The sequence below is a fragment of the Pseudomonas fluorescens genome (genome assembly GCF_018614655.1).
Classification (GTDB): domain Bacteria; phylum Pseudomonadota; class Gammaproteobacteria; order Pseudomonadales; family Pseudomonadaceae; genus Aquipseudomonas; species Aquipseudomonas fluorescens_BX.
This window is the reverse complement of record NZ_JAGGOG010000014.1, coordinates 76,741-101,786: the sequence shown is the minus strand read 5'-3', so window position 1 is coordinate 101,786 and position 25,046 is coordinate 76,741. Positions and strand designations below refer to the sequence as shown.

31 protein-coding genes and 1 pseudogene are annotated in these 25,046 nt (G+C 58.3%); 12 read left to right on the top strand and 20 right to left on the bottom strand.

What is annotated here, in order from left to right; all coding sequences use genetic code 11:
• Positions 1-4 precede the first annotated feature (4 nt).
• The gene (locus J7E41_RS14425; protein WP_214993808.1) at positions 5-901 is read right to left on the bottom strand and encodes a bestrophin family protein; all 897 of its coding nucleotides are present in this window, start codon (positions 899-901) and stop codon (positions 5-7) included.
• A 274-nt stretch (positions 902-1,175) separates the two neighbouring features.
• Between J7E41_RS14425 and J7E41_RS14420 the strand changes: the two genes are divergently transcribed.
• Complete coding sequence (locus tag J7E41_RS14420; protein WP_285229502.1) at positions 1,176-1,871, top strand: tRNA (adenine(22)-N(1))-methyltransferase; 696 nt, start codon at positions 1,176-1,178, stop codon at positions 1,869-1,871.
• Between the two features lie 172 nt (positions 1,872-2,043).
• Here J7E41_RS14420 and J7E41_RS14415 read toward each other — a convergent pair whose 3' ends face one another.
• Both J7E41_RS14415 and J7E41_RS14410 read right to left on the bottom strand, forming a co-directional pair.
• The gene (locus J7E41_RS14415; RefSeq protein WP_214993803.1) at positions 2,044-2,409 is read right to left on the bottom strand and encodes a DoxX family protein; all 366 of its coding nucleotides are present in this window, start codon (positions 2,407-2,409) and stop codon (positions 2,044-2,046) included.
• 235 nt (positions 2,410-2,644) lie between these two features.
• Positions 2,645-3,517: an NmrA family NAD(P)-binding protein gene (locus J7E41_RS14410; RefSeq protein ID WP_214993801.1), complete on the bottom strand. Its 873-nt coding sequence runs from the start codon at positions 3,515-3,517 to the stop codon at positions 2,645-2,647.
• Between the two features lie 309 nt (positions 3,518-3,826).
• Here J7E41_RS14410 and J7E41_RS14405 point away from each other — a divergent pair, with 309 nt between their 5' ends.
• Together J7E41_RS14405 and J7E41_RS14400 are read left to right on the top strand one after the other, a co-directional pair.
• Complete coding sequence (locus J7E41_RS14405; RefSeq protein WP_214993799.1) at positions 3,827-4,255, top strand: winged helix-turn-helix transcriptional regulator; 429 nt, start codon at positions 3,827-3,829, stop codon at positions 4,253-4,255.
• 278 nt (positions 4,256-4,533) lie between these two features.
• On the top strand, positions 4,534-5,076 hold the full coding sequence (locus J7E41_RS14400) for a 3-demethoxyubiquinol 3-hydroxylase (protein ID WP_353049406.1): 543 nt from the start codon (positions 4,534-4,536) through the stop codon (positions 5,074-5,076).
• A gap of 226 nt (positions 5,077-5,302) precedes the next feature.
• Here J7E41_RS14400 and J7E41_RS14395 read toward each other — a convergent pair whose 3' ends face one another.
• Positions 5,303-5,746 carry a septation protein IspZ gene (locus J7E41_RS14395; RefSeq protein WP_214993797.1) on the bottom strand — a complete coding sequence of 148 codons (444 nt, stop codon included), beginning with the start codon at positions 5,744-5,746 and terminating at the stop codon, positions 5,303-5,305.
• Between the two features lie 207 nt (positions 5,747-5,953).
• Between J7E41_RS14395 and J7E41_RS14390 the strand changes: the two genes are divergently transcribed.
• From J7E41_RS14390 to J7E41_RS14380, 4 genes are all read left to right on the top strand, one after another.
• Positions 5,954-6,436, top strand: a complete 483-nt coding sequence (locus J7E41_RS14390; RefSeq protein WP_214993795.1) for a GNAT family N-acetyltransferase — start codon at positions 5,954-5,956, stop codon at positions 6,434-6,436.
• Between the two features lie 73 nt (positions 6,437-6,509).
• Positions 6,510-6,692, top strand: coding sequence for a hypothetical protein (locus tag J7E41_RS28110; RefSeq protein WP_251029501.1), 183 nt, complete (start codon positions 6,510-6,512; stop codon positions 6,690-6,692).
• 12 nt (positions 6,693-6,704) lie between these two features.
• Positions 6,705-6,989, top strand: a complete 285-nt coding sequence (locus tag J7E41_RS28105; RefSeq protein WP_251029500.1) for a hypothetical protein — start codon at positions 6,705-6,707, stop codon at positions 6,987-6,989.
• Positions 6,990-7,001: 12 nt separating this feature from the next.
• Positions 7,002-7,244 carry a hypothetical protein gene (locus J7E41_RS14380; RefSeq protein WP_214993793.1) on the top strand — a complete coding sequence of 81 codons (243 nt, stop codon included), beginning with the start codon at positions 7,002-7,004 and terminating at the stop codon, positions 7,242-7,244.
• A gap of 69 nt (positions 7,245-7,313) precedes the next feature.
• Here J7E41_RS14380 and J7E41_RS14375 read toward each other — a convergent pair whose 3' ends face one another.
• The 11 genes from J7E41_RS14375 to J7E41_RS14325 all read right to left on the bottom strand — a co-directional run bounded on the left by J7E41_RS14375 (position 7,314) and on the right by J7E41_RS14325 (position 17,011).
• Positions 7,314-8,222 (bottom strand): MurR/RpiR family transcriptional regulator, encoded by a 909-nt coding sequence (locus tag J7E41_RS14375; RefSeq protein WP_179447365.1) that lies wholly within the window; start codon positions 8,220-8,222, stop codon positions 7,314-7,316.
• 119 nt (positions 8,223-8,341) lie between these two features.
• Positions 8,342-9,106, bottom strand: coding sequence for an ABC transporter ATP-binding protein (locus J7E41_RS14370; protein ID WP_214993791.1), 765 nt, complete (start codon positions 9,104-9,106; stop codon positions 8,342-8,344).
• Positions 9,107-9,124: 18 nt separating this feature from the next.
• Positions 9,125-10,237, bottom strand: a complete 1,113-nt coding sequence (locus J7E41_RS14365; protein ID WP_214993789.1) for a succinylglutamate desuccinylase/aspartoacylase family protein — start codon at positions 10,235-10,237, stop codon at positions 9,125-9,127.
• 9 nt (positions 10,238-10,246) lie between these two features.
• Positions 10,247-10,945, bottom strand: a complete 699-nt coding sequence (locus tag J7E41_RS14360; RefSeq protein WP_214993787.1) for an ABC transporter permease — start codon at positions 10,943-10,945, stop codon at positions 10,247-10,249.
• 12 nt (positions 10,946-10,957) lie between these two features.
• Entirely contained in the window at positions 10,958-11,647 is a 690-nt protein-coding gene (locus tag J7E41_RS14355; RefSeq protein WP_169355483.1) for an ABC transporter permease, read from the bottom strand.
• A 91-nt stretch (positions 11,648-11,738) separates the two neighbouring features.
• A complete protein-coding gene (locus tag J7E41_RS14350; RefSeq protein WP_214993786.1) occupies positions 11,739-12,515 on the bottom strand; it encodes an ABC transporter substrate-binding protein in 777 nt (258 codons plus the stop codon).
• A gap of 361 nt (positions 12,516-12,876) precedes the next feature.
• The gene (locus tag J7E41_RS14345; RefSeq protein ID WP_178123532.1) at positions 12,877-13,056 is read right to left on the bottom strand and encodes a DUF1289 domain-containing protein; all 180 of its coding nucleotides are present in this window, start codon (positions 13,054-13,056) and stop codon (positions 12,877-12,879) included.
• A gap of 4 nt (positions 13,057-13,060) precedes the next feature.
• Positions 13,061-13,432: a hypothetical protein gene (locus tag J7E41_RS14340; RefSeq protein WP_214993785.1), complete on the bottom strand. Its 372-nt coding sequence runs from the start codon at positions 13,430-13,432 to the stop codon at positions 13,061-13,063.
• Between the two features lie 1,057 nt (positions 13,433-14,489).
• Positions 14,490-14,942, bottom strand: coding sequence for a thiol-disulfide oxidoreductase DCC family protein (locus tag J7E41_RS14335; RefSeq protein ID WP_214993784.1), 453 nt, complete (start codon positions 14,940-14,942; stop codon positions 14,490-14,492).
• Positions 14,943-14,963: 21 nt separating this feature from the next.
• Positions 14,964-15,635: an aspartate/glutamate racemase family protein gene (locus tag J7E41_RS14330; RefSeq protein ID WP_214993783.1), complete on the bottom strand. Its 672-nt coding sequence runs from the start codon at positions 15,633-15,635 to the stop codon at positions 14,964-14,966.
• A 38-nt stretch (positions 15,636-15,673) separates the two neighbouring features.
• Complete coding sequence (locus J7E41_RS14325; RefSeq protein ID WP_214993782.1) at positions 15,674-17,011, bottom strand: MFS transporter; 1,338 nt, start codon at positions 17,009-17,011, stop codon at positions 15,674-15,676.
• A gap of 266 nt (positions 17,012-17,277) precedes the next feature.
• Between J7E41_RS14325 and J7E41_RS14320 the strand changes: the two genes are divergently transcribed.
• Entirely contained in the window at positions 17,278-17,643 is a 366-nt protein-coding gene (locus tag J7E41_RS14320; protein WP_214993780.1) for a hypothetical protein, read from the top strand.
• A gap of 203 nt (positions 17,644-17,846) precedes the next feature.
• Here J7E41_RS14320 and J7E41_RS14315 read toward each other — a convergent pair whose 3' ends face one another.
• Positions 17,847-18,245, bottom strand: coding sequence for a RidA family protein (locus J7E41_RS14315; RefSeq protein WP_214993778.1), 399 nt, complete (start codon positions 18,243-18,245; stop codon positions 17,847-17,849).
• A 131-nt stretch (positions 18,246-18,376) separates the two neighbouring features.
• On the opposite strand from J7E41_RS14315, the gene J7E41_RS14310 reads away from it, so the two are divergent.
• Positions 18,377-19,297, top strand: coding sequence for a LysR family transcriptional regulator (locus J7E41_RS14310; RefSeq protein WP_214993776.1), 921 nt, complete (start codon positions 18,377-18,379; stop codon positions 19,295-19,297).
• Between the two features lie 245 nt (positions 19,298-19,542).
• Positions 19,543-19,776 (top strand): hypothetical protein, encoded by a 234-nt coding sequence (locus J7E41_RS14305; protein ID WP_214993774.1) that lies wholly within the window; start codon positions 19,543-19,545, stop codon positions 19,774-19,776.
• Positions 19,777-19,798: 22 nt separating this feature from the next.
• Here the strand turns inward: J7E41_RS14305 and J7E41_RS14300 are convergent, their stop codons facing one another.
• Complete coding sequence (locus tag J7E41_RS14300) at positions 19,799-20,131, bottom strand: DUF6124 family protein (protein WP_214993772.1); 333 nt, start codon at positions 20,129-20,131, stop codon at positions 19,799-19,801.
• Positions 20,132-20,472: 341 nt separating this feature from the next.
• Between J7E41_RS14300 and J7E41_RS28530 the strand changes: the two are divergent.
• Positions 20,473-20,568, top strand: a pseudogene (locus J7E41_RS28530) (alpha/beta hydrolase); the annotation flags it as partial.
• Between the two features lie 284 nt (positions 20,569-20,852).
• Here the strand turns inward: J7E41_RS28530 and J7E41_RS14290 are convergent.
• The 3 genes from J7E41_RS14290 to J7E41_RS14280 form a co-directional block, all read right to left on the bottom strand.
• Entirely contained in the window at positions 20,853-21,011 is a 159-nt protein-coding gene (locus tag J7E41_RS14290) for a DUF2986 domain-containing protein (protein WP_214993770.1), read from the bottom strand.
• A gap of 52 nt (positions 21,012-21,063) precedes the next feature.
• Positions 21,064-21,273: a hypothetical protein gene (locus J7E41_RS14285; RefSeq protein WP_155585926.1), complete on the bottom strand. Its 210-nt coding sequence runs from the start codon at positions 21,271-21,273 to the stop codon at positions 21,064-21,066.
• A 168-nt stretch (positions 21,274-21,441) separates the two neighbouring features.
• Positions 21,442-22,638: an amino acid aminotransferase gene (locus J7E41_RS14280; protein WP_214993768.1), complete on the bottom strand. Its 1,197-nt coding sequence runs from the start codon at positions 22,636-22,638 to the stop codon at positions 21,442-21,444.
• A gap of 345 nt (positions 22,639-22,983) precedes the next feature.
• On the opposite strand from J7E41_RS14280, the gene uvrB reads away from it, so the two are divergent.
• Positions 22,984-24,999: an excinuclease ABC subunit UvrB gene (uvrB, locus tag J7E41_RS14275; RefSeq protein ID WP_214993766.1), complete on the top strand. Its 2,016-nt coding sequence runs from the start codon at positions 22,984-22,986 to the stop codon at positions 24,997-24,999.
• Positions 25,000-25,046 lie beyond the last annotated feature (47 nt).

The window sequence follows — 25,046 nt, the reverse complement described above, 5'->3', positions numbered from 1 at the left end:
GCCGCTAATCTTCAAGCCCCCGAACGTCACCCAAGGAATCACGCTGCATCGACTGCAGGTTTTTCTCGATGGTTTCGCAGATGGTTTCCATCTGGATCTGGTGTTCGCTGTTGCGAAACGGGCTTTGCAGGTCGGTGCCGATACGCTCGATGGCCAGCAGCATAAAGCCCACCACCGTCGAGGCCAGCGGGGTGAACCAACCCAGGGATTCCACCAGCCCCACCGGTACGATCAGGCAGAACAGCGAAATAAACAGCCGGGGGAAATACACATAAGGGTAGGGCAGCGGCGTATTGGAGATCCTTTCCATGCCGCCCTGGCTGTTGGACAGGTCCACCAGGGTCGACTCCAACCGCGCCAGGCGAATACTGTCCAGGCGCCCGGCTTTGTATTCCCGAGCCAGCAACGCCGCAGAACCGGTAAGGATGTCGTTGGCAAAGTTATTGGTGGTGCCGCTGCGCGCGAACTCATCAGCGGGAATAAACGCCCGCACTTCCTCAGGGCAAGGCTGGTCCCTGAGGTGCGCCGCCAGGCAATTCACATAGGCCACATGGCGGCGCAGCAGGGTCGACTTGATCGGATTGACCTCGCTGCCGGGGTCATCCAACAACGTCAGCACCTGCCGGGCAAAGCTGCGGGAATTATTGACCATTGCCCCCCATAAGGTCCGCGCTTCCCACCAGCGGTTGTAGGCACTGCTGTTACGAAAACTGATCAGCACCACCAACGCTGAACCCAGCAACGTCAGGGGCATCAGCGGCAGGTTGATCTTGGCGTTGAGGAACAGCATGAAGTCCACGGTGACCGCAATGTCCCAGAGCAGCAGCCAGAACAGCGCCCAACCGACATAGCCCATGGTCTTGATGATCAGGCGGTATTTTTTGACGATGGCAGCTTTCAAACGGAAACCTCGCGGCGAACGGTGAGCATGAATACCTTAGCTCCGACGGTGTTTGGTGGGGAAAGGTTCGACTCGAGGTGTGATCAATGATTCTGAGGCCTGAATCGATTCAGTCTGGAGGAGACGCAGCGGCATCGGCCGCTGCTACGAGTGGAGCAGTGAAATCAACCACCCAGCCCGCGCTGGCCCTTTACCCTGCTTGCCTCACCAAGCATCATGGCCGCCCGCACCCGTGCCAAAGGTGCCGGACATTCGTGGTGAAAAGGAACAGCAGTTGAACGAACAGACATTGTCCATGCGCCTGGAGCGCGTGGCAGCCCATGTGCCTGCCGGTGCCCGCCTGGCCGACATCGGCTCCGATCATGGCTACCTACCGGTGGCATTGATGCGCCGTGGCGCCATCACGGCGGCGGTGGCCGGCGAAGTGGCACTGACGCCGTTCCGCTCGGCCGAACGCACAGTGCGCGAGAACGGCCTGGACTCGCAGATCACCGTGCGCCTGGGCAATGGCCTGGCAGCGATCGAGCCGCAAGACCGAATCACCGCGATCAGCATCTGCGGCATGGGCGGCGAGACCATCCGCGACATCCTCGACAGCGGCAAGTCACGCCTGAGCGGCCAGGAACGCCTGATCCTGCAACCCAACGGCGGCGAGCAGCCCCTGCGCCAATGGCTGATGGAAAATGACTACCGCATCCTCTGCGAGGAACTGCTGCGGGAAAACCGCTTCGACTACGAAATCATCGTTGCCGAACGCGACGGGCCGGTGATCTACACCGACGAAGAATTGTACTTCGGCCCGCTGCAGATGCAGGCACGTAGTCCGGCGTTTCTGGGCAAGTGGCGGCGTATTTTGCGGCACAAGCAACACACCCTGTCCCAGTTCGCCCGGGCGCGGCAGGAGGTGCCGGAGGAGAAGGTGCAGGAGATTGCCCGGCAGGCGCGGTGGATTAGCGAGTTGTTGGTTTGAGTCAGGTTTTGGGGATCTGAAAGACAGCGGTTGGTCAAAAGTAGCCATCCACGAGGGGCGGATCCCGGCCCAAACCTGCCGGTCGGAATGTCCATCAAGTTGCCCGACAGCGGTCATTGGTGGCTTGCTTTATGTGTGCTGGCAACAGCGCTCGAAAAGCAGCCCCTCTGCGTCAACTCGGTTCGGCTAACCCCATCCGCTTGCGCCTGCTTATCCAGCCGACCACAAGTGACAATGTAGCCACGACGAGTGGTGGCACAGCGTGCCCGTATTCGCCGTGGAAGATGACGGTCGCGAGGGCGGCAAACATGACAGTGCAGCCGAGCGCCGAGCCTAATAGGCGACTCGGCGCCCGAAAAAGCAGAATGGCTGCAGTGAGCTCCAGCGATCCAGTCACGAAATGAAACCAGCTCGGGTATCCCCATCTGAGGTATTCCTCGTAGATAGATCCCGGAGCGAAGATGTTGCTGAGTGAACCCACGACGAAGAAAGCGGCAAGCGCTAAGGGTAAGACTTGGCGCAAAGAGATTTTAGACATTTGTACGACCTTGAATGCTGCCGAGAAATGGCGTGCCCGCCTGACCGACAAACCGTCCGGTTCCGCCTGTTGCACCCAAAACAAGAACCTTCATATTTCAACCTCTATCTTTGTTGGTATGAACGCAGCAGTTCACAGGGAAACGGGCTGTTTCGGTCTCTCTGCCAGAGTCGCGATGGGGGTGCGAGTTTCCGGAATAGGTTCCGAAAGTCGCCTCCACCGCTGATCCGGGCCCCTACGCTGTAGCGGCCTTATGGGCTGCCGCGAAGACATCTCGGGCGGACGTCGCGCCCGGGACGTGTTCCGTACCCTCGACCCCGAGGTCCATCCAGCCTGAGTTGACGGCGTCAAACATCGCTTCGGCCGGTCCCGTCTGGCCCTTCGGAATGCCGAACTGTTCAAATGCCGTCGACCACCCGGCCCGCGGGATCGCAAAAGCGTTGACGTCGACCTTCAAGACTTCACCCAATTGTGTCGCTACTTCATCCGCACTGACCATCGAACCGAGCTCGATGACCCGATGCTCCAACCATGCGGGCCCGGTTAGAAGCGCTGCGATCTCGGCGCCGATATCATGGGTCGCGACCATGGTCGATTTCCGATCTGTCGGGTTGTAGTAGACGGGGAGCGTGCCACCCCGGGCGACATGCAAGCCGTAGAGGAAGTTTTCGAAAAAACCGCCGGCGCGCACATAGGCTATCGGCAATTTCAGGTCGCGAAATCCTTGCTCCAGAAGCGACAGGGCCGTGATCATCCCCAGCCCGCTGGTTCTGTTCGCACCCATTGATGAGAGTGCTACCACCCGCGGCGGTGCTGCCTGGGCAAGCGCACCGACGTAGTTTGCAATCACTGTCTTCGCTTCTTTGTAATCAGGCGAAGGTGCCCATTCAGCTGGCAACATGACAAATGCGCCTTCGACATCTCTAAGCGCCATCTCCATGGCTGCCGAATCATTCCAGTCGCCGTCTACCAGTTGCACGCCTTCGTCGGCCCATTTCGCCGCCTTTCCACGATTGCGGACGAGCGCGCGTACTGCTTTGCCTTGCGCTAACAGATGTTTTGCCGTTGCACCGCCAACTTTTCCCGTAATTCCCATGACTAAAAACATGAGCGCTCTCCTGATCTGTAGGATTCTTGTTCATAAAGGCCAACTAACAGGCAGGCGTTCCTACCGATACGCTTTAGTTGGAGTAAGCGATTCCAAACCATAGCCCCATTCAATTGCCAGACGGCAAAGCCGCTCCTGGCGTGATCCGCCTGTATGTCGGGGCCAGTGAAGAAAACAAGTGAGAACAGATAGGGACATGGGAGCGCCTCGAGTGGCACTTATTAATTGGGATAGGTCTACTATAGAGACCGCCGCCTTGCGCCGTAAGGAGGCAGTTTTTTGTAACCAGCAGATCTCGAGGAATTCCGCATGAGCAACGCATTGAGTGCTATCGAAAGATTTAGCCGATATCCGTTGGGCGAGTCCCAATCCGTGCACTGCCCGGTTCGAGACGTGCTCGACCGTATCGGCGACAAATGGAGCATGCTCATGATCATGGCTCTCGCGATGCGACCACACCGCTTCAGCGAGCTTCACCGCGCAGTCCATGACATTTCCAAGCGCATGCTCACCCAGACCTTGCGCGATTTGGAGCGCGACGGACTGATCACCCGCCATGTCTTTCCGACCAAGCCACCGGGCGTTGAATATCGGTTGGCCCCGCTGGGCCAATCACTGCTGGAACCGATGGCGGGCCTCATCGATTGGGCGGATCGCCGCTATGGCGACATCCATGCTGCGCGCGCCCGCTTTGACGGAACGCCCGGTGATGCCCCACGTCAGGTTTGTTCTACTTGATCGAAGATGCTCCGAGAAGGGTGACCCACTCAAACCAGCGCGCTGTTCACCCTCTGTCGGCTCCTCGGCTGAAGACAGGGCCTCCCAAGCGCAGTCGCTCGCAACTGACCACTATCGACCCGTAGCGGCCTGTCCGCTGCTTAAAGATCGGCCAAATCGACGATTCTGAGGGGCTGCTCTGTGAACTCACTTGCTTATCTGCCTGGCGTTACAGCACGATGCCGACTCAAGCGCAAGGACAGGTCGATGACCACGCCCCTCGAACAAGAAGTCTCAATGTGAATTCACCGGACTACACGGCTGAGGGCAAAGACCTCGGCAACCGCATGATGAAGGTTGACCATGCGGGCGAGCATGGTGCGATCTGTATCTACAGCGGACAGTTGTTTATGGCCCGGATTTTCGTCCCGGGCATGGTGGATGAACTCAAGGAGTTTCTCTCCCACGAACGCCGCCATCGGACGGTTTTTCAGGAGGAGCTGCAACGTCGCAGTTATCCCCGCTGCCATAGTTATTGGTTGTGTGGCATCGGCGGCCTTGCATTGGGTCTGGTTACTGGCCTCTGTGGCCGTAAAGCGATTATCGCTACTACCGTCGCAGTTGAAAGTGTGGTGCTCAAGCACCTGGCCCATCAACTTGATGTGCTGGGCGATATCGATCTCCACGCGGTGGCGGCCATTACTTCGATTGTGGAGGAGGAGCAGTACCATCATGACTGCTCAGTAGCGCAGATAGATGTGCGCGACCCCTGGTTCAGGGGCCTGGCACCGATAGTGACTGCATGGACTGAGGCCGTAATCTGGATGGGTATGCGCTCTTAGAAAGCAGGTGTAATTATCCCATTTCACTGCCGCAATTTTTTAGACCAATGGGAAGCAGGGAAATAGGGGTCATACCACCATTATTTTAAATTTGGCCTTACCCCGATTGTGCAACGAGATATCGGATGAGCGCAGCAACCTCAATTTCGCCGTCGAGTTTGGTAGATCGTCGCACGGCTCGACCTGTTGACCCTGATGCTCGATGAGCGTCAACAGCACATTGGACTCAATTACGCGTAGAGCTTATTGCTGACGAATTTTCTACCGGCGCAGTGATCGTTTCTGCGGCGCTCGGGGTCACCTGTATCCAACCGGTAGCGAAGACACCAACGGCAAACAGCAGTGGGCCACCGTAGACTTTGTAGTACAGCCAAATATTAAGCGGCGCAAAAAAAGCAAGCAGGGCGTTCAAGGTGGCCAGGGAGATCAGCGCCAGTGATAGTTGAAGAGCGTGGGTTCGCCATTGCGCCGGCGAGCGCTTCAACCGACCGCCGAACACGGCCCGCAGCAAATTGATGCGCAATCCTACCTCCAGGATTGCAAGCAGCAGCGCGAACACGGCGAGTGCTATTGCCGGCGCGAACATCAAGAAGTCTCTGCTGGCGATCACTAGTCTGCCGAACGCCAGTCCGAACACCAGGCTGAATACTACGGAGTAGATGAAATACACCACGTAGGTCCGCCATAGAAGGCTCAAGGCTAGAGAAAATCGCCGTTTTATCATCACTGTCTACATCCTTGTCGTCAGAAAAGTCGCCATTGTAATGCTTCGAATACGCACCATGGCTGTATTGGGTATGAATGGGTAAAAAGCGGACTGTGCTGATCCCGATTTTCCAATACTGGCCATCCCTGGATAGTACATAGAGCGTAAAATATGCCCATCACACTCAATCAACACTCGCCAGTCATGTTAGTCCCCGCTCAACAAAGCGATGTGGACGATCTTGTTGCCATTCGGATTGAGGCTATGCGTGAAAGTTTGGAACGCGTCGGGCGATTTGATCCAGTACGGGCGCGCGAGCGGTTTCTTAGCGGGTTTGAAGCCCACAACACACGCTACATTGAGGTATCTGGAGATAGGGTCGGCTTTGTAGTGGTCAAGCATCACTCCAATGAGCTCGTGCTCGACCACTTATACGTGAGGCCGAGTGCGCAAGGATCAGGGATAGGCTCTGCCGTGCTCGCTCAGATTTGCAAAGCGGCGGATGTGGCTGCACTCCCTATTAAGGTCGGTGCTCTCAAAGAAAGCGCCTCGAATCGTTTTTATACCCGCCATGGTTTCCAATTCGTCGAAAGTAGTGAGTTCGACAATTATTATGTTCGTCAGAGCCTTACGACGGGCGCCCCAGCTTATTAGCAAGGTGAAATGATTTGAACCCAATGCGCTCCTTGTAGAGAATCGCCGTCTTTGGCTCGAAAGGATGCGCGCAATGAAGTTCGAAGGGACTTTCCACTACATGGGCAATCACGGGATCGTTTTCAACGTATCGCAGATCACCCTCACTGACAGCGAGCGCGGACGCCTGCGCGAGCTGCATTTTGGCGAGGCGAAAAGGGCCCATTATGAGGTCAACAGCAAGGTCGTCGAGGTGTACGACAAGATGCAGGCCTAGAGCCTGCCGTGCGTGATGATGATCGGCATCTCCAATCCGCTGACCCGGCAACAGAGCGATGCCCTCAATGCCCAGCGCACCAAAATCGCTAACCTTGCCGCCACGGCCTTCGCTTCCGCCACCTCTGCTGTGGCCTCCCCCTACGTGGGTGTTCCTGTAGGGGCCGGTGTACGCATGTATGCCAATGACATCCTGCCCACCTATCATGCCGGCGACGTACTGGTCAGCATCGAGGCGCAGGTCAACGGCGGTATCGGCCCGCAATGCAGCGGTTCGACACTGATCATCAAGACCTGACTGGAGAAGCACATGTCCGAAATTACCCAACTGGTCATTGCCCTGGTGCTGTTTTTTCTGTTCGATCGATTTCTTAAGTCGTATCTGCTTCGCAAATGGCTAGGGCTGTTGCTGGTGGTGGGGGGCGCGGTCGGCTGCGTTGCGGCAAGCCAGATCCGCTTATTGGGGTTTGATTTGGGGTTGCTGTCGATCTTTGCCGTTGCGCTGGGGGTGGGGTTGTTCCTGAAGCGGCGGCGGTTCGAGCCGGTTGGCTGATGGGCTGTATGAAAACGCTCTAAACACATCGAAACCGCACAGGCTCATCAGATAAAAAACCTAAGGGAATTACTTTTTCGACGGCCTACCACTGGCAGGAATGTGCAGGTACGACATCACGCTTTCAGTCAGTTCGGTGGCCAGCTTAACCGCCTCTTTATTGCGCGCCATCACGCCGGCGACCAAGCCTTCGATCAAGGCGAGCACGGCGATGTTGGAGCTGGTTAGCACCGGGTGATCGCAAGGCGCAAACAGTGTGTGTTCGGCAATGCCGGTGAGCGGCGAGGCGGGGGAGTCGGTAATTGCCAGTACCGATGCGCCACGTTCATTGGCGAAGCGAGCCAGTTGCAGGGTGTCGAGGGAGTAGCGCGGAAGGGAGATCGCCAGTAACACGTCCTGATCAGTGATCGCGGCCAGTCGGTACGCGGCGTTTTCGTTGCCTCCCTCCATGCTGATGGCGGTGGCTTCGGCGCAGAAGGGCATCAGGGTCGAGGCGGCGAGGCCGGCCAAGTAAACACTGTTGCCGAATCCCAGAATGTAGATTTTGCGGGCCGTGGTCAGGCGAGTGACGAACGCTTCAAAGGTATCGGCGTGGTTGTTGGTCGCCGCCGTGGCCAGGTTGCTGCTGGCGCTCTGAAGTTGCTCGTGCAGGCCAAACGCGCCGCCCGGGCGATGGGCAAGTTCGTTGCGCAGTTTGTCGACCGGCGACACCATCTGCTGCAACGTGGCGAGCAACTCGACCTTCATGCCGCTGTAACCGCCGAGGTTCAGCGCTTTGGCCAGACGGTTGACGGCGGCGGGGGAGGTCAATGTTTCGTGCGCCATCTCTTCGATGGTCAGCGTTGCGGCTTTGAGCGGGTGACGCAGGATAAAGTCCGCCACCTTGCGCAGTGACGGCGGCAGTTCGGAAACGATTTCCGTCAGTTTGCGCATCACCGGCGCGGCATAGACCGTGGTGTCTTTCGATGGGGTTGGCATATCCAGCTCAACATTTCCAGAAGGTGAGAAAAGGGTCGTGCCTGATACCCTGACAAGGTTGGCTGGAGTGTATCCGAAGCCAACCTGATCAGGGCAGCGCCGAGCAGTGGACGGCGGCCTTACTTCAAGCTTCCGGACAAAAACTGCTGGAGGCGTTCGGACTGCGGGTTGACCAGCACCTCACGCGGGTCGCCGCGCTCTTCAACAACGCCCTTGTGCAGGAACACCAGTTGGTTCGACACCTCGCGGGCAAAGCCCATTTCGTGAGTCACCACCACCATGGTGCGGCCTTCCTGCGCCAGATCCTGCATGACTTTAAGCACTTCGCCGACCAGTTCGGGGTCGAGCGCCGAGGTGGGCTCATCAAACAGCATCACTTGCGGTTCCATCGCCAGTGCGCGGGTAATGGCCACGCGCTGCTGCTCGCCACCGGACATATGCGCCGGCCAGGCACTCATGCGGTGCGCCACGCCGACTTTATCAAGGTAGTGCTCGGCCTTTTCCCGTGCCTCTTTCTTGCCCAGGCCCAGCACATGCACCGGGGCTTCCATGACGTTTTCCAGCGCGCTCATGTGTGACCAGAGGTTGAAGTGTTGAAACACCATCGATAGCTGCGAACGCATACGTTGCAACTGCGTGGGTTCGGCCGCCTTCAGTCCACCAAGCTTGTTGGCCACCAGCTTGAGCGGCTCGCCATTGAGCACGATATGGCCCGCATTGGGTTGCTCCAGCAGGTTGATACAGCGCAGGAACGTACTTTTGCCAGAGCCACTGGAACCGATGATGCTGATCACGTCGCCGGCCCGTGCTTGCAGGGACACGCCCTTGAGCACCTGGTGCGCGCCGTAACTTTTATGCAAATCCTGAACTTCAAGTTTGTACATGGTTTGAACTCTCCGGAATCAGTCGCTGAGCAAGCGACCCTGGCGAATAGGGGTGACGCCTGCCACTTTGGCCAGCCACAGTCCAGGCTGGGCAAAGCGCAGCCGTTCGCGGGCATAGAGAATGCCGTCGGTGCTGGCGCGCACCACGCTATGGCGGTCGCTCAGCGGGTCGATGACCTCGAATAGCGGATCGCCGACCTTGACCTGCGCGCCCAGCGGTTGCAGAAAACTCACCACACCCGGGTGGGGCGCACAGGCGTACTGCGCGCCGGCGAATGGCATAGCCTGGCAACGGCTTGGAGGCGCCGCTGGCCAGTCACCGCTGATCAGGCCTTGTTCGGCGAGATACCCGAGAATGGCTTGTGCACTGTCGATGCACTGCTCGCGCTCGGTGTCTGCCATGCCACGCAGTTCGATGGTGGTGGCTGCGCACGCCAGGGGAATATTGGCTTTCGGAAACAGCTCGGCCAGGCGTATCCATGCAATGGCGCAGGCTTCGTCGAAAGCACTGCCGCCTGCTGCTTCGGCCAGTAAAGTGACCTCGGCGCCGAGGCGTGCGGCCAGTGACTGCAAGCGTGGCCAGTGCTGCGGCATTGCATACAACAACATGACCGACTCGAAATCGCAGTGCAGGTCCAGTACCACATCGGCGTCGCAGGCATGCTGCAGCAACAAGCGGCGCAGGCCGTCGAGTTCTGAGGTCGGTGCCGGCATGGCGGCGAGGGCATCGCCCATGGCGCGGCGGATCAATGCCACGTTGACGTCGGCATCGTCTCCCAATTGGCCTTCCAGCAGCGGTGCAACGGTATCGACCAACTCCGGGAAGTCACGATTGAAGTTCTTGCCGCTGGAGAACTCAAAGCGCCCCTGATGGGTGGCCTGGAACATCTGGGCGATACCGATCGGATTGGCCAGGGGCACCAACTCGATCACCCCGGTCAGGCGGCCTTGTGTTTCCAGTTCCAGAAGACGACGCTTGAGCTCGACGGCCACGCGCATCCCCGGCAACTCGTCGGCATGCAAGGACGCCTGGATGTACGCTTTGCGTGCGCCACTGCCAAAACGAAACAGTGTCAGCGTTCGTTCGGTGCCCGATGCACTCCACGGCAAGCGGTGTTGAATATGCTCCATAGCAGCTCCTTAGTACTTGCGTGGTGCCAGATACGCCAGCCAACGGCGCTCGGCCAACTTGAACAGGCGCACGAGCATGAAGGTCAGGATGAGGTAGATGAGCGCGGCGGTGATAAACGCCTCGAATGGTAGGTAGAACCGTGAGCTGACAGTGCGCGCGGCCCCGGTGATGTCGACGAGCGTGACGATGGAGGCCAGGCTGGTGGTTTGCAGCATCATCAGCACTTCGTTGCTGTACTGCGGCAACGCCCGGCGCAAGGCCGACGGCAGGAGAATGCGGCGATACAGGGTCAGGCGTGACATACCCATGGCCTTGGCGGCTTCGATCTCACCATGGGGGGTGGACTTCAAACTGCCGGCCAACAGCTCTGCGCTATAGGCACTGGTGTTGATCGCGAAGGCCAGGCAGGCGCAAAAGGTGGCACTGGAGAGGTAAGGCCACAGCACGCTTTGGCGCACGGCTTCGAACTGCGCCAGGCCGTAATAGATCAGGAACAATTGCACCAGCATCGGCGTGCCGCGAATCACGTAGGTATAGAGCCAGGCCGGGAAGTTGATCAGCGGCGATCGCGACACCCGCATCAGCGCCAGTGGGATCGCCAATACCAAACCCAGGGCCAGGGAAATCAGCAGGACTTTGAGGGTCAACAGGGCGCCATTGAAGTACAGCGGCAGGTTTTCCCAGATCAGGTTGTAGTCGAGAATCATGGGTGGCTCCCCTCACAACTCGGCGGCTTTGATGCCGACCGAGTAGTGTTTTTCCAGATAGCGCAGCACCAGCAAGGACAGGCTGGTGAGCATCAGATACAGCGCCGCTACCGCGAGGAAAAACGTAAAGGGCTCGTGTGTGGCATCCGCTGCGTTCTTGGCTTTGAACATCATGTCTTGCAAGCCGATCACCGAGATCAGCGCGGTGGACTTGGTCAGTACTAACCAATTGTTGGTGAACCCGGGAATGGCGAAACGAATCATCTGCGGCACCAGAATTCGCCAGAACACCTGCACACCGCTCATGCCATAGGCCACGCCGGCCTCGGCCTGACCTTTGGGAATCGCCATGAAGGCACCGCGAAAGGTTTCCGAGAGGTAGGCGCCAAAAATGAAGCCCATGGTGCAGACGCCGGCGATAAAGGGGTTGATATCGATGTAGTGGGTGTAACCGAGGGCCAGGGCAATGCGGTTCACCAGATCCTGGCCACCGTAGAAAATCAGCAGGATCAGCACCAGGTCTGGAATGCCGCGAATCAGGGTGGTGTAACTTTCCCCGAGCAGGGCCAGCCATTTGAGTGGTGACAACCGGAGTGCCGCGCCGATCAGCCCTAGGGCAATCGCCAGGGACATGGACGTCAAGGCCAGGTTTATGGTCAGCCAGGCGCCATCGAGAATGCTCGATCCGTAGCCGTGGAGCATGATGAAGTTCCTCAAGCGAGCGCCGCGAGGCGCGCAAGACAAGCCCCAAGAGACGCCCGCAATGGGCCGGCGCCGGGGCTAAAGGTAAGGCTTACTCGCCGTAGATATCGAACGCGAAGTACTTGGCCATCACTTGCTGGTACTTGCCATTGGCGCGAATGGCCTCAATCGCGGCATTCAGGCGCGCAACGTTGGCACTGTCGCCTTTGCGCACGGCGATCCCGGCGCCCCGGCCAAAATACTTCGGGTCGTTGATGTCGGGCCCTGTCAGTGCGAAGCCCTGGCCAGCCGGTGTTTTGATGAAGCTCTCATCGGTGTTGATGATGTCGGCGAGGGTGGCGTCCAGACGACCCGAGACAAGATCGAGGAAGGCTTCATTTTGTGAGGCGTAGCGCACCACGACAACGCCGGCATTTTCCAGCTGCTCGGTGGCAAAACGATCGTAAGTCGAGGAGCGTTGCACGCCGACTTTCTTACCCTTGAGGTCCACCAACGGGTCATTGATCACGTTGCCGGCCTTCATCGCGAACTTGCCCGGGGTGTGGTAGTACTTTTTGCTGAAGTCCACGGACTTCATCCGGTCTTCGGTGATGGACATGGATGACAGCACGGCATCGATCTTGCGCACTTTGAGCGACGGGATCATGCCGTCGAACTCCTGGATGACCCACTCGCATTTGACCTTCATTTCTTCGCACAGGGCGTTGCCGATGTCGTAATCGAACCCGCTGACGTTGCCCTCGGGTGTCTTGAAGGAGAAGGGCGGGTAGGCGGCTTCGATACCGATACGCAGGCTGTCTTCGTCGGCATGTGCCAGGAAGCTGAAAGCGCACAGCACCAGAGCGCCTAGAAGTTCTGTCTTGTTCAAATTGTTGACTCCTTGAGGACATTTGGGAAAGCGGGTGCCCGCCATCCAGGGCGGCGCGGTGGATCAGTCCTGTGATCGGCGGAGCAATAAATGACACAATAAAATTCTATATGCAACATATCTGAAAATAATCATATCAGTTCGGGGCGTAACAAAGTGCACTTATACATTTCTTGACCCCCTGAAAATGTAGCCGCTGCCGAGGCATGAGGCTGCGATGGGACCGGGGTCGCGCTCGACCGAAGCGGCCCCAAGGCGGTCCTGCGGCCTGCATCGCAGCCTCGTGCCTCGGCAGCGGCTACAGGATTTCGCAGGATTCAAAAGATGGGTAGATACCTATGCAATCCGTGACGAGCCATCGTCACTTACCTTTTTTCAACGCCTTCAACCGCAAAGAGGCTCTCTGCACGGCAGCCATCTTCTCGGGGCGCTTCATCCGCTTCCACTTGCGAATATCTTCCTTGCTCCGCCCACAGCTGACGCACAGGTCACCACTGAGCTGACAGATTGAGACACATGGGTTCTCGATATCTTTCGCCAAAACCTTACCCCTTTACCGCATGCAGCTTGGCCAGGCGCAGACGCCAATCTCCGCCCTGCTGAATACGGCATTCCTCCTCGGAATCGAACCGTACGCAGCGGTCCAGTAACGGCAGGTCCACACCGGCATCCCTCAGCGCTGTGCCTGTCAGTTCACGCATTCGCCGGTCTTCTCCCTTTGCCAGGGCGTGCTCCTTGTTTGACCGGGTATCAAAGACCCAAATCACTCGCAGGCTTTGAGGGAAGGCTGCGTAGTCGACTTCGTGAGTCAGCCAGTCAAATCCGGGGATTTCAGCTTTGGCGGTTTCACAGGCTTCGGTCAGGGTCGCAACCAGACGACGTTCGATACGTGCGCTGTCGCGTTTGGTTGAGGGCATTGCGGGCTCCGGTGGTTGTAGATTTTGTCGTGATCATGGAAAAGCTTCACCCCGGCGGGCTGGAAAGCGGATGACATATTTTCATCATGAAAGCGTGCGAGTTTTGCCTAGCCGCGAAGATGGCGCAACTGAATGTGTCTGAGCAAACTCTGCGTTACCGGCCAAGGCGAACCTGGATAATGTCCTGAATTTCACGGGCAACTGGCTACCCAATTGGACATTCGGCCTCAGGAGGGGCCCTGAACCTCCTCCATGCCCTGCCTGTTTTGGCTCAAGGAAAAAACGTCATTTTTATGTCAAACAACAGACTTGCCAAATAACCAACTGAAAAGATGGGCAAATAAAAAATACCGCAGAGTGGCTTTATGCGTTCTAGTATCTATTAGGCAAAACAGCAATTCATATGGAAATCAAACAGTACCCATTGCTTAAATAAAATCGAGGGATCGAACATGCTGAAGTCAATCAATATCATGGCAGCTGCGTTGGTGTTGGCCGGAATAATCTCCACAAGTACTTACGCAGCCGAAACGGCACCCGACACACCAAAAGTTGAAGCGGCGGCGCGCGGTGAGAGTATCGGGACCGCGACAGTTGCATCGAACGCCCCACTGCCATGCCCACCTGAAAATCGAGGGGCCAGCGCGACGGGAACCGCTCCGGGCACCGATCATGCCGCCTGTACAGCCGCCAAGGACAATGCAAGGGCGACACTGCGCACCCAAGTGCCTCAAACCTGCGCGGCTTACATTTCGTCAACTAAACCCTGCAAGGTAGTTAACTAACGCACCCTAGGTACAGATTAAAAAGTCCGCCGCAGAACCTGCTGCGGCAACCAAAATCGTAGGTTTAAGCCGGCACGCAAGGGCAGGTCAAAACACGCGCACTAAAACAGTCGATTTTAGTTAATAGCGTTTACCTTCGTCGCCATGGTTTTTTTTCGAGCACATGTTGAATGTTCATTGTCCGCTTGCCGGAATTTAGTCATAGCAACTTGGACACCAGGCCATGGTAGCCAACCCTCCTCGGGCGATCCAGTTGATGTGCGCCAAGGCATTCATAGCGGCCCCTTCAAAAAACGTTGTTCATGATCGGGGTCAGGCAACAGGCAGGTGTCATATTTTCCGAAGAGTCGATAGCGGTTTAAAGCAATGCGATCGTAGACCCAATCCCGAAATACCCGCGGGATGCTGCGCAACAGTAGCAGTGGGCGCCAGCCGGCAGGCAGTTGGGCAATGATTTCGAAAACCGCATCCGAACGTACCCAATAATGCTGGTCGCGAATCACCGCCATGGTATCGAACTGATCCAACGGCAACCCTGCCCAGGCCAGCAGCGCCTGGCCCTCCGGCGACTGTACCGCCGCCAACCGCACACGCCGTTGGCGATCATGGCGAATCAGGAAGCGTGCCCAGCCATTGCACAGCTTGCACACACCGTCGAAGAGCACCACGGTCTCGCCTGGATTGAGGAAAGGCGCGGGTGAGGGGCGTGTTTGGGACGCGGGCATGAACGTGGGTCCAATCGGGGGTTATCTCGGATCATACCCGCGTTTGGCACGATTCAATACCGCGTCCAGCGCAGCCCGCAGGCCCGTCGATACGCTGGTCAATGGGGCAGGGCCAGTCGTCACGAGCGAAGCCGCACTACTCATAGACGCTTGCCCCAGCGCCACGATGGAGGCGCCATTCACATAGGCACGGTCAGCAGCCTGTGCGATGGTCGCCAGGTAGCCGTCGATGTCGCCAGCCTTGAACATCGCCCATGCTCCAGGAACCCACTGCACCTCGACCGATGCCTTGGTGTGCTGCGCAGCTTGGGAAAACAGACGGGAGGTTGGGGCGAGGGTGGTTTCGACTGCGCACAACACCACAACCTTCCCGTCGACGTGAACGGCCGCCAATGCCAGGGCTTCATCCGCTCTCAAAATCGGTACTTGGGCGTGTGTGCTGATAGGTTCAATCGCCGGGCCGAGCGTCGAACACGTGAGCAAAACGGCGTCGCAGTGCTGAGCAAGTGAAGCAAGCGCCAGGCTCGTTTCATGGGCTATATCAGCGGTCAGCTTGCCGGCGTGTTCGGCCGCTGCCAGCAGGTCGGCCCGGACTTCGTGGTGCAATACATCCGGGCCGATCCCCAGCGTTTTTGCGGCAGCGTCAAACACCGCAATGTTGCTCTGGGCGGTATGAAAGCAGGTAATCCGCATGGCTCAGGCTCTCGGCGTTATTTGAACACCCCCCGACTTTAACGCGAGAGCAACGATGCTGCGCCTTTTTCCTCCGCCCCCACCTCATGCAGAGAAATCCTCGACGTCTCCGGCAACGCCAACCCACCCGCCAACGCCAGCAACGCCACCGCGATCAAATAAAACGCTGGCGACAAGTTGCTGCCGGTGGTGCTGATCAACCACGTCGCCACCAGCGGAGCGGTGCCGCCGAAGATCGTGTAGGCCATGTTGTAAGTGATCGCCGACGCGGTGTACCGCGTACGGGTCGGAAAGGTCTCCGACAGCAAGGCCGCCGTGACCACCCCACACAACACCGCGCCAACCGCCAACAACATCACCCCGACGATAGACGCCGCGAATGAACCGGAACTCGCCATCAGGAACGACGGATACACCACCACCATCAACAACACACACGCCGTCATCACCGTGACCCGACGCCCGAACCTATCCGAATACAGCCCCGCCAGCGGGCAAATCGCCGCTGCGAAAATCAATGCAATCAGCGACACCAGCAACGCCATCGCACGACTCAGCCCACCCGCGACTTGCAGGTACGTCGCAAAATAAGTAGTGAACATATAAAACGACAGCGCCGTCAGTGACACAAAAGCGCCCAGACAGCAGATCGCCGCACCATGGTTGCGCAAGGTCTCCTTGAGTGGCGAATGAGCGACGGCATGTTCCTGCTTCACTGCCTGAAAGGCCGGCGTCTCATCCAGCTTCCAGCGCAGATAAAGCCCCACCAGACCCAGCGGCGCAGCAATCAGAAACGGCAGGCGCCAGCCCCAACTGCCCATCGCCTCGGCGGATAGCGACGCCTCAAGTGCATAAGCCACCACGGCTGCGGCGGCGAAGGCGGAAAACGTCGACACCGGAAGGAAGCTGCCGTACCACGCGCGTTTGTCACTTGGCGCGTGCTCCATCAGGTAGGCACAGGCCCCGGCGTATTCACCCCCGGCGGAAAAGCCCTGGGCGCAGCGGATCAGCGACAAGAGAATCGGCGCAGCGACACCGATGGCGGCATAAGAGGGCAGGACACCGATCAAAGTGGTTGCACCGGCCATCAGCAAAATCGTCATCGCCAGGGTGCGCTTGCGGCCGATCCTGTCGCCCAGCATGCCGAAGAAAATCCCACCCAAGGGGCGGAACGCAAAGGCGACGGCGAAGACGGCGAAGGTTTTGAGCAGCGCCGCACTGGCATCGCCGCTGGGGAAGAATTGTTGGGCGATGGTGGTGGCGAGGAACCCGTAGACGGCGAAGTCGAACCACTCCACGAAATTGCCGATGCCGGCGGCGATGATCACCTTTCGCAGGGTTTGAGGGCTTACCTGTTCGGTGGATGCGCTCGTCATGGTGGGCCTCGGCGTTTTTGTCAGTAAGCATTCGATTATCGGGGGAGTGACTGAGGCGGCAGGGTTCAAAAGTGTCGTCCGCGTAGTCAGCACCGACTGGGCGGGGTTGATATAGGCAGGATCTGGGCCAGGTTGGGCGGGGATGGGTACGGAGTGGGGCGTTCTGGCTAACGAAAAGTTGTGCCCTGCCTTCGATTTTCCTGAGAAATGGCTTTAAGGTAATCGAAGGCTGGAATGGAATCTCTCGACTACAGGACACGACATTTATGGAAGTCAGCTTTTCTCAAATCAGCGAGCGTTTGAACAATCGCCGATTCATCGTCGCAGGTAACGCCCGGGGGCTATCCGGCGCAGGCACCGTGTTTCATTACCATGTCGACGGAAATGCCATCTCGAGCACTTACCAAGGCGGCCGGATCCGCATCGGTAATCAAGTCGGGCGCGTGACAGGTCCCGATACCATTGAGCTTCTTTATCAGTGCTTGACGACGGAGGGTGAGATTCTTGCCGGCTGGTCTCGTGGCACGGTGGGTGTTGATCAGGCGGGGCGGACTACGCTGGCTTTTGTATGGGGGTGGTTGTCGGGTGCGACTGGAGGAGGGGAGTCCAGTTACGTTGAGGTTGTTGCATAGCGGTTGAGTCAGAGTCGGGAAAGAATCGGACTCAGAGCCTGAGGAGTCCTTGATCAATCTCCCTACCGACTTTCAACTCGCGCTGTAAAACGAAGGCCCAAACCCTACCCCAATCTGATGCAGGCACGAGGGGCGGCAAGGGCCGAGGTACGCAAGAATGGGCACCCGAAGAAGGTTAAGTAAGTGCCATTCTGGTCTGACCCCTATTTTGCTGGCAGCTTGGCGATCACCTTGATTTCAAAGTCGAAGCCAGATAGCCAGGTCACGCCGATAGCGGTCACTGTTGGGTAAGGTGCTTCGCCCCAGTACTCGGCCGCTACTCCCCAAATGGTCTCGAATTTCGAGTCGGGGTCGATCATAAAAATGGTCGTGTCGACCACATCATCGAAGTTGCAGCCTGCCTCGGCCAGGATCGCATTGAGGTTGGCGAAGGTAAGGCGTACCTGCTCGCCTAGGTCCTGCTCGGGCGAACCATCCTTGCGACTGCCGACTTGACCGGATACGAACAGAAAGCCGTTAGAGCGGATCGCTGGCGAGTAGCGATGAAGCTCGTACAGTGCATGGCGGTTAGGTGGGAATACCACATCACGTTTGCTTGTCATTACATGCCTCCATCGGGCCCCGTTGTTTACGATGGAATCACTATAAAAAGACGGCCGGTATCGATAAACAGGCAACTCTGGTCATGACTGTTTGTAGAATCCAAACAATCAGAATCTGAGTGAACAGTGAAATGGACCGTTTCGATGCAATGCAGGCCTTTGCCCGAGTCGTGGAAACCGGCAGCTTCACCAAGGCGGCAGCGACCCTGCACATGAGTAAGACCAGCGTGACGCAACTCGTCCAGCAACTGGAGGCACGATTGCGTGTGCGACTGCTCAACCGCACCACTCGCAAGGTCAACGTCACCGCCGATGGTGCGGCCTACTACGAGCGAGTTATCCGCCTGCTGGCCGATGTGGACGATGCCGAGACCAGTCTTTCCAGCGCCTCGATGGATCCGCGGGGGCGACTGCGAGTGGACGTGCCCAGCCCACTTGCGCGCATGCTGCTGATACCGGCCTTGCCGGCGTTTTATGCACGCTACCCAGAAATCCAGCTGACCATGGGTGTTAGCGACCGCATCGTTGACATCATTGGCGAGAACGTCGACTGCGTGGTGCGTGGTGGCGAGATCACCGATCAGTCCCTGATGGCGCGACATGTGGGAGATTTACAGCTCGGGGTCTACGCCGCGCCGAGCTATCTGCAGCGTTCTGGTACCCCAGTGCACCCGCGAGAGCTGGAAGAGGGTAGTCATCGTACAGTGGGTTTTCTCTGGTCACGCACAGGCAAAGCTCTGCCCTACGCGATGCAACGGGGCGAGGAACGTATCGAGGCTCAGGGCCGTCCACTGCTGATAGTCGATGATGGCAACGCATACCTCGCCGCCGGCCTTGCCGGCCTGGGTCTACTCTGGCTTCCGCACTACATGGCCAAGCCGCATCTGACTACAGGCGAGTTGCTGCCGTTGTTCGAGGACTGGAGTATGGAGAAGATGCCCATGTATTTGGCCTTTCCGCCAAACCGACATGTTAGCGCCAAACTGCGGGTATTTATCGACTGGGTGACGGTGTTGATGGCCGGGCATGCGCCGGTAGTTGAGCGGGATTGATTAAGGTCGCTTTCGCTGAAGGCACCACCCAACTGCATGGCGACTAGGACGCGAAGCGATTGAAAACCCGGCAGATAAAGACTACTTAGGCCGAGATGCCCTCTAGCTAGCGTCCGCTTCTGGCCCCGAGTGTGTAAAAACGCACTCTGGGCCGAAACCAGCCCTTTAATCTCCACGCTGGTCTACCATGCCACCCCGGCAGTGGTTTCACGCGCTACCGACTTCAATTTCCCAAGGTATCGCACATGAGCATCGACCAAATCAGCCTCCCCAAAGGTGTAGGCCCTCACGCCATCAAGCTCCTCGACGCCATCACCGGTGCTGACACGAAAGAAGACCTGAACCGCGCTGGCGGCAAGGCCGAGGGTTTTGTGTTGGGCCTGGAAAGCGCCAAGGCCATCAAAAGCCAAATCGCCGAGTCGTTGTATGTGGCTTACGACGACGCGGCGAGTCATCGGTTGAGTGAGTTGAAGGGTTAGTCCCGCAGGACCGCGTTGGGCTTTAGCTGCATGGTGTTTCGCGGTCCATCAGTTTGCCGATCAGCAATACGCTCAATTCGCTCAGTTGGTGAATGGCCAGCGCGACGTCGCGGTCTTTGCCGGTCAGTTCGTCGGATAGGTCGAGCAGCAGGGCGCTGATGGAGGAGGTGGTTTCGTAGGTGTTGGCGATCAGGGTTTCGTTGCTGGCGCCGGAGGTGACGCTAAAAAGGGCGGTTGTCTTTGGGACTGTCTCGGTATCAGTGCCGGTATTGAGGTAGTGATCAATGGCGCGCTGGGCAGCCTGGTGGAGTTTTGGATCCGGGGTGTTTGGAGGGTTGGGTGTGACTTTAAACATATAAGTATTCCTGAGTCGGGCCACCACCTCATCGCTACTAAACGAAAGGGTGGCAGCTGTGCGCAGGTTAGTAGACCGGTGAATACCTAAAGCCGGCGCGCCCGAAAGCGCCCTACGCACAGCCACCATCAAGCACAGACAGGACGTCTGGAAGATGAAGTTCATGCACTTAAGTATTCAAGCCAGGGCTACTAAACCCGATCACTGAGTTTTCAGCGACCGAACAACCTTAGAGACCCCCACCCAAGCGCACAAGCCGGCGGATTCTGACGCAAGCGTAGGCAATGGAGCAAGGTGCTACGGTCTTTCAAAATGCCTGATTTCTTACCCAAGCGAAGCAACATAGCGACTTTGCCGGTTTACCGTCTGCGCTGATGTTTGTCGGTGAGTTGGACCCGCTGAGGGACGACACACTCGACTTGGCTGAGCGGCGTGCTTGCCTACAGCCGTGAGTGGATCACGGCTCGTATCGAGGCGCGGAGGGTGGATCAGCTCTCGGAGGAAGTGCTTTCGTCCTGAGTGGCAGCGCTTTCAAGGCCTTTGAAGAACAGCCTTACGGCTAGTACCGAACCTTTAGCCGCTGCCGAGGCACGAGGCTGTGATGGGGCTGGGCGGCATTCCGACGTAGCGGCCCTCGGCGGCGGTCCTGCGGCCCGCATCGCAGCCTCGTGCCTCGGCAGCGGCTACAGGGTCAGTGCTCGCTCTTGATGGGCCTATTTTTTCAAAGACCTTGAAAGGGCTGGTCCTGAGTGGGTTCAGCTTCCAGCTTCAGTCGGTCAGCTTTGCTGATGTATTTATCCTTGCTGGCCGGTGCCAATTTGGCACTGGCCTTTTTGGCGTGAGCCTTTAAGAGCTGCTTGATTTTTTTACGGCGGTTCATTGTGTCTGCTCAACGGGTAACTGTTTGAATAGTGTCAGTTTAAATTGATTGATCAGCCGCCGAACTGCAGGGTGCCCATGGCCAGCTTGGCGATCAGGGCGCCGGCGCCGAGTTGCACCAGCCACAACGCCAAGCCGCCGAGGAAGACGCCGAGGGCGACTTGCAGCACTAGGCTTTTCTGGCGCTTGGCTTGAGGGGCGCGAGGGGTGAAGTGGTCCAGTTCGTCGCGGTCGGCACGCAGGTCCAGGTCGTCGTTTCTCATGGGGTTCTCACAGCAAAGGGGCAGTTGTGGTTCAGTCTAGGGGCTATAGGCTCAAAGCTCTATATCCGCGTAGCAGCCTCGTGCCTCGGCAGCGGCTACAGAATGTTGAGCAGGGCATGAAAAAGGGGAAGCCATTTTGGCTTCCCCTTTTTCACATCACGCTCAGGCTTACAGCACCTGAACGATGGCCTTGGTCACGGCACCGATGTTCGCCTGGTTCAACGCGGCCACGCAGATGCGGCCAGTGTCCAGTGCGTAGATACCAAACTCGCTGCGCAGGCGGGTGACTTGTTCAACGGTCAGGCCGGAGTAGGAGAACATCCCACGCTGGCGGCCGACGAAGCTGAAGTCGTGGCCCGGAGCAGCCTTGGCCAGTTCGGCCACCATCTGCTCGCGCATGCCGCGAATGCGCAGGCGCATTTCGGCCAGTTCGGCTTCCCACTGGGCGCGCAGCTCAGGGTTGTTCAATACCGCTGCCACAATCGCCGCGCCGTGGGTCGGCGGGTTGGAGTAGTTGGTGCGGATCACGCGTTTGACCTGGGACAGGATGCGCGCGCTTTCTTCTTTCGAGTCGGTGACGATGGACAGTGCGCCGACGCGCTCGCCGTACAGCGAGAACGACTTGGAGAACGAGCTGGACACAAAGAAGGTCAGGCCCGATTCGGCGAACAGGCGCACCGCAGCGGCGTCTTCGTCGATGCCGTCGCCAAAGCCCTGGTAGGCCATGTCGAGGAACGGCACCAGGTTTTTCGCCTTGACCACGTCCAGCACTTGTTTCCAGTCAGCCGGGCTCAGGTCGACGCCTGTCGGGTTGTGGCAGCAGGCGTGCAGCACAACGATGGACTGTGGCGGCAGGGCGTTGAGGTCTTCCAGCAAGCCGGTACGGTTCACGTCGTGGGTGGCGGCGTCGTAGTAGCGATAGTTCTGCACCGGGAAGCCGGCCGTTTCGAACAGTGCGCGGTGATTTTCCCAGCTTGGGTCGCTGATGGCGACGACGGCGTCAGGCAGCAGTTGCTTGAGGAAGTCGGCACCGATTTTCAATGCGCCGGTACCGCCGACGGCCTGGGCGGTGATGACGCGGCCGGAGCTGATCAGCGGCGAGTCATTGCCAAACAGCAGCTTTTGCACAGCCTGGTCGTAGGCAACGATACCGTCGATCGGCAAGTAGCCACGGGCGGCGTGTTGCGCCACGCGAATGGCTTCCGCTTCGGCAACGGCACGCAAGAGTGGAATTTTCCCCTCCTCGTTGCAGTAAACGCCTACGCCAAGGTTCACCTTGGTGGTCCGGGTATCGGCGTTGAATGCTTCGTTGAGGCCCAGGATTGGATCGCGTGGTGCCATTTCGACAGCGGAGAACAGGCTCATTTTTGCGGCGGCTCTGAGTGGGGAAAGGAGGGACGTGTCGCGCTCCAGCCGAATGCACTAGAGCGGTGCACAAACGGGGAGCTAGTATAGAGGCCATCACCGCTCGCGGCGACAGCGGAAACGGCTTTTCGGCCAAGTTTTTCGGTTTATTTTTCGACCGTTAGTCTTATTGCAACATTGATGACCCACGGCATGTAGGACGTTTGCCTTGAAACCCGTCACATTCGCCACCACTTCTACAGCTATCATGGTTTTTTCCTGCAACCTGCACTGAGAAGTCGCGGGTCGCGGTCTTTTTTGTCCCCGCCGGTTTTTACCGGCCAGGGGTGACTTCAGAGGTACGTTATGTCGGATTTCCAGTTAGTCACCCGCTTTGAGCCTGCCGGCGATCAACCGGAAGCCATCCGCTTGATGGTCGAAGGCATCGAGGCCGGGCTGGCCCACCAGACGCTGCTCGGGGTGACCGGCTCAGGCAAGACCTTCAGCATTGCCAACGTCATCGCCCAGATCAACCGCCCAACCCTGGTGCTGGCGCCAAACAAGACCCTGGCCGCGCAACTGTATGGCGAGTTCAAGGCGTTCTTCCCGAACAACGCGGTGGAGTACTTCGTTTCCTACTACGACTACTACCAGCCGGAGGCCTACGTGCCGTCCTCCGATACGTTTATCGAGAAAGATGCGTCGATCAACGACCATATCGAGCAGATGCGTCTGTCAGCGACCAAGGCGTTGCTGGAGCGCAAGGACGCAATCATCGTCACCACGGTGTCGTGCATCTATGGTTTGGGCAGCCCGGAAACCTATTTGAAGATGGTGCTGCACGTCGACCGTGGCGACAAACTCGACCAGCGCGCCTTGCTGCGGCGCCTGGCCGACTTGCAATACACCCGCAACGACATGGATTTCGCCCGGGCGACCTTCCGCGTGCGTGGTGATGTGATCGACATCTACCCGGCGGAATCCGACCTGGAAGCGATCCGCATCGAGCTGTTTGATGATGAAGTGGAGAGCTTGTCGGCCTTCGACCCATTGACCGGCGAAGTGATCCGCAAGTTGCCGCGCTTCACCTTTTATCCCAAGAGCCACTACGTGACCCCGCGGGAAACCCTGCTGGGCGCCATTGACGGCATCAAGGAAGAATTGGCCGAGCGCCTGGAATACTTGCGCTCCAACAACAAGCTGGTGGAAGCCCAGCGGCTGGAGCAGCGCACCCGTTTCGACCTGGAAATGATCCTCGAGCTGGGTTACTGCAACGGCATTGAAAACTACTCGCGCTACCTGTCGGGTCGCGAGTCCGGGCAGGCGCCGCCGACCTTGTTTGACTACCTGCCGGCCGACGCCTTGCTGGTGATCGACGAATCCCACGTCAGCGTGCCGCAAGTCGGCGCGATGTATAAGGGCGACCGGTCGCGTAAAGAAACCCTGGTGGAATACGGTTTCCGCCTGCCGTCGGCGCTGGATAACCGGCCGATGCGCTTCGACGAGTTCGAAAATATTAGCCCGCAGACGATTTTCGTATCGGCCACGCCGGGTAATTACGAAGCGGAGCACGCCGGGCGTGTGGTCGAGCAACTGGTGCGCCCGACCGGCCTGGTCGACCCGCAAATCGAAATCCGCCCGGCGTTGACCCAGGTCGACGACCTGCTCTCGGAAATCGGCAAGCGCGTAGCCCTGGAAGAGCGGGTGCTGGTGACCACGCTGACCAAGCGCATGTCCGAAGACTTGACTGACTACCTGGCCGACCACGGCGTGCGGGTGCGCTATTTGCACTCGGATATCGATACCGTGGAGCGGGTAGAGATCATCCGCGACCTGCGCTTGGGGACGTTCGACGTGCTGGTGGGGATCAACCTGCTGCGCGAAGGCCTGGACATGCCGGAAGTGTCGCTGGTGGCGATTCTCGATGCCGACAAGGAAGGCTTCCTGCGCTCCGAGCGCTCGTTGATCCAGACCATTGGCCGGGCCGCCCGTAACCTCAATGGTCGGGCGATTCTGTATGCCGACCGCATTACCGGCTCCATGGAGCGGGCGATTGGCGAGACCGAGCGCCGCCGTGACAAGCAGATTGCGTTCAACCTGGCCAATGGCATCACGCCCAAGGGCGTGTTCAAGGACGTCGCCGACATCATGGAAGGCGCCACCGTGCCGGGCTCGCGCAGCAAGAAGCGCAAGGGCATGGCCAAGGCTGCCGAGGAGAATGCCAAGTACGAAAACGAACTGCGTTCGCCGAGTGAGATCACCAAGCGGATTCGTCAGTTGGAAGAGAAAATGTACCAGTTGGCGCGGGATCTTGAGTTTGAGGCTGCGGCGCAGATGCGCGATGAGATTGGCAAGTTGCGCGAGCGGTTGCTGACTGTTTAATCCGATTGCTCCTTGCCCTTTGCAGGCATGAGCTTGTTCGCGAAAAA

Bases quoted from the DNA above. Each gene is read 5' to 3' on its own strand.
- J7E41_RS14405 (WP_214993799.1), top strand. From the start codon at position 3,827: ATGAGCAACGCATTGAGTGCTATCGAAAGATTTAGCCGATATCCGTTG.
- J7E41_RS14320 (WP_214993780.1), top strand. From the start codon at position 17,278: ATGGAAGTCAGCTTTTCTCAAATCAGCGAGCGTTTGAACAATCGCCGA.
- J7E41_RS14285 (WP_155585926.1), bottom strand. From the start codon at position 21,273: ATGAGAAACGACGACCTGGACCTGCGTGCCGACCGCGACGAACTGGAC.
- J7E41_RS14415 (WP_214993803.1), bottom strand. From the start codon at position 2,409: ATGTCTAAAATCTCTTTGCGCCAAGTCTTACCCTTAGCGCTTGCCGCT.
- J7E41_RS14410 (WP_214993801.1), bottom strand. From the start codon at position 3,517: ATGTTTTTAGTCATGGGAATTACGGGAAAAGTTGGCGGTGCAACGGCA.
- J7E41_RS14325 (WP_214993782.1), bottom strand. From the start codon at position 17,011: ATGACGAGCGCATCCACCGAACAGGTAAGCCCTCAAACCCTGCGAAAG.
- J7E41_RS14300 (WP_214993772.1), bottom strand. From the start codon at position 20,131: ATGTTTAAAGTCACACCCAACCCTCCAAACACCCCGGATCCAAAACTC.
- uvrB (WP_214993766.1), top strand. From the start codon at position 22,984: ATGTCGGATTTCCAGTTAGTCACCCGCTTTGAGCCTGCCGGCGATCAA.
- J7E41_RS14390 (WP_214993795.1), top strand. From the start codon at position 5,954: ATGCCCATCACACTCAATCAACACTCGCCAGTCATGTTAGTCCCCGCT.
- J7E41_RS14370 (WP_214993791.1), bottom strand. From the start codon at position 9,106: ATGTACAAACTTGAAGTTCAGGATTTGCATAAAAGTTACGGCGCGCAC.
- J7E41_RS14335 (WP_214993784.1), bottom strand. From the start codon at position 14,942: ATGCCCGCGTCCCAAACACGCCCCTCACCCGCGCCTTTCCTCAATCCA.
- J7E41_RS14290 (WP_214993770.1), bottom strand. From the start codon at position 21,011: ATGAACCGCCGTAAAAAAATCAAGCAGCTCTTAAAGGCTCACGCCAAA.
- J7E41_RS14380 (WP_214993793.1), top strand. From the start codon at position 7,002: ATGTCCGAAATTACCCAACTGGTCATTGCCCTGGTGCTGTTTTTTCTG.
- J7E41_RS14355 (WP_169355483.1), bottom strand. From the start codon at position 11,647: ATGCTCCACGGCTACGGATCGAGCATTCTCGATGGCGCCTGGCTGACC.
- J7E41_RS14365 (WP_214993789.1), bottom strand. From the start codon at position 10,237: ATGGAGCATATTCAACACCGCTTGCCGTGGAGTGCATCGGGCACCGAA.
- J7E41_RS14310 (WP_214993776.1), top strand. From the start codon at position 18,377: ATGGACCGTTTCGATGCAATGCAGGCCTTTGCCCGAGTCGTGGAAACC.
- J7E41_RS28110 (WP_251029501.1), top strand. From the start codon at position 6,510: ATGAAGTTCGAAGGGACTTTCCACTACATGGGCAATCACGGGATCGTT.
- J7E41_RS14315 (WP_214993778.1), bottom strand. From the start codon at position 18,245: ATGACAAGCAAACGTGATGTGGTATTCCCACCTAACCGCCATGCACTG.
- J7E41_RS14360 (WP_214993787.1), bottom strand. From the start codon at position 10,945: ATGATTCTCGACTACAACCTGATCTGGGAAAACCTGCCGCTGTACTTC.
- J7E41_RS14330 (WP_214993783.1), bottom strand. From the start codon at position 15,635: ATGCGGATTACCTGCTTTCATACCGCCCAGAGCAACATTGCGGTGTTT.
- J7E41_RS14375 (WP_179447365.1), bottom strand. From the start codon at position 8,222: ATGCCAACCCCATCGAAAGACACCACGGTCTATGCCGCGCCGGTGATG.
- J7E41_RS14280 (WP_214993768.1), bottom strand. From the start codon at position 22,638: ATGAGCCTGTTCTCCGCTGTCGAAATGGCACCACGCGATCCAATCCTG.
- J7E41_RS14340 (WP_214993785.1), bottom strand. From the start codon at position 13,432: ATGCCCTCAACCAAACGCGACAGCGCACGTATCGAACGTCGTCTGGTT.
- J7E41_RS14305 (WP_214993774.1), top strand. From the start codon at position 19,543: ATGAGCATCGACCAAATCAGCCTCCCCAAAGGTGTAGGCCCTCACGCC.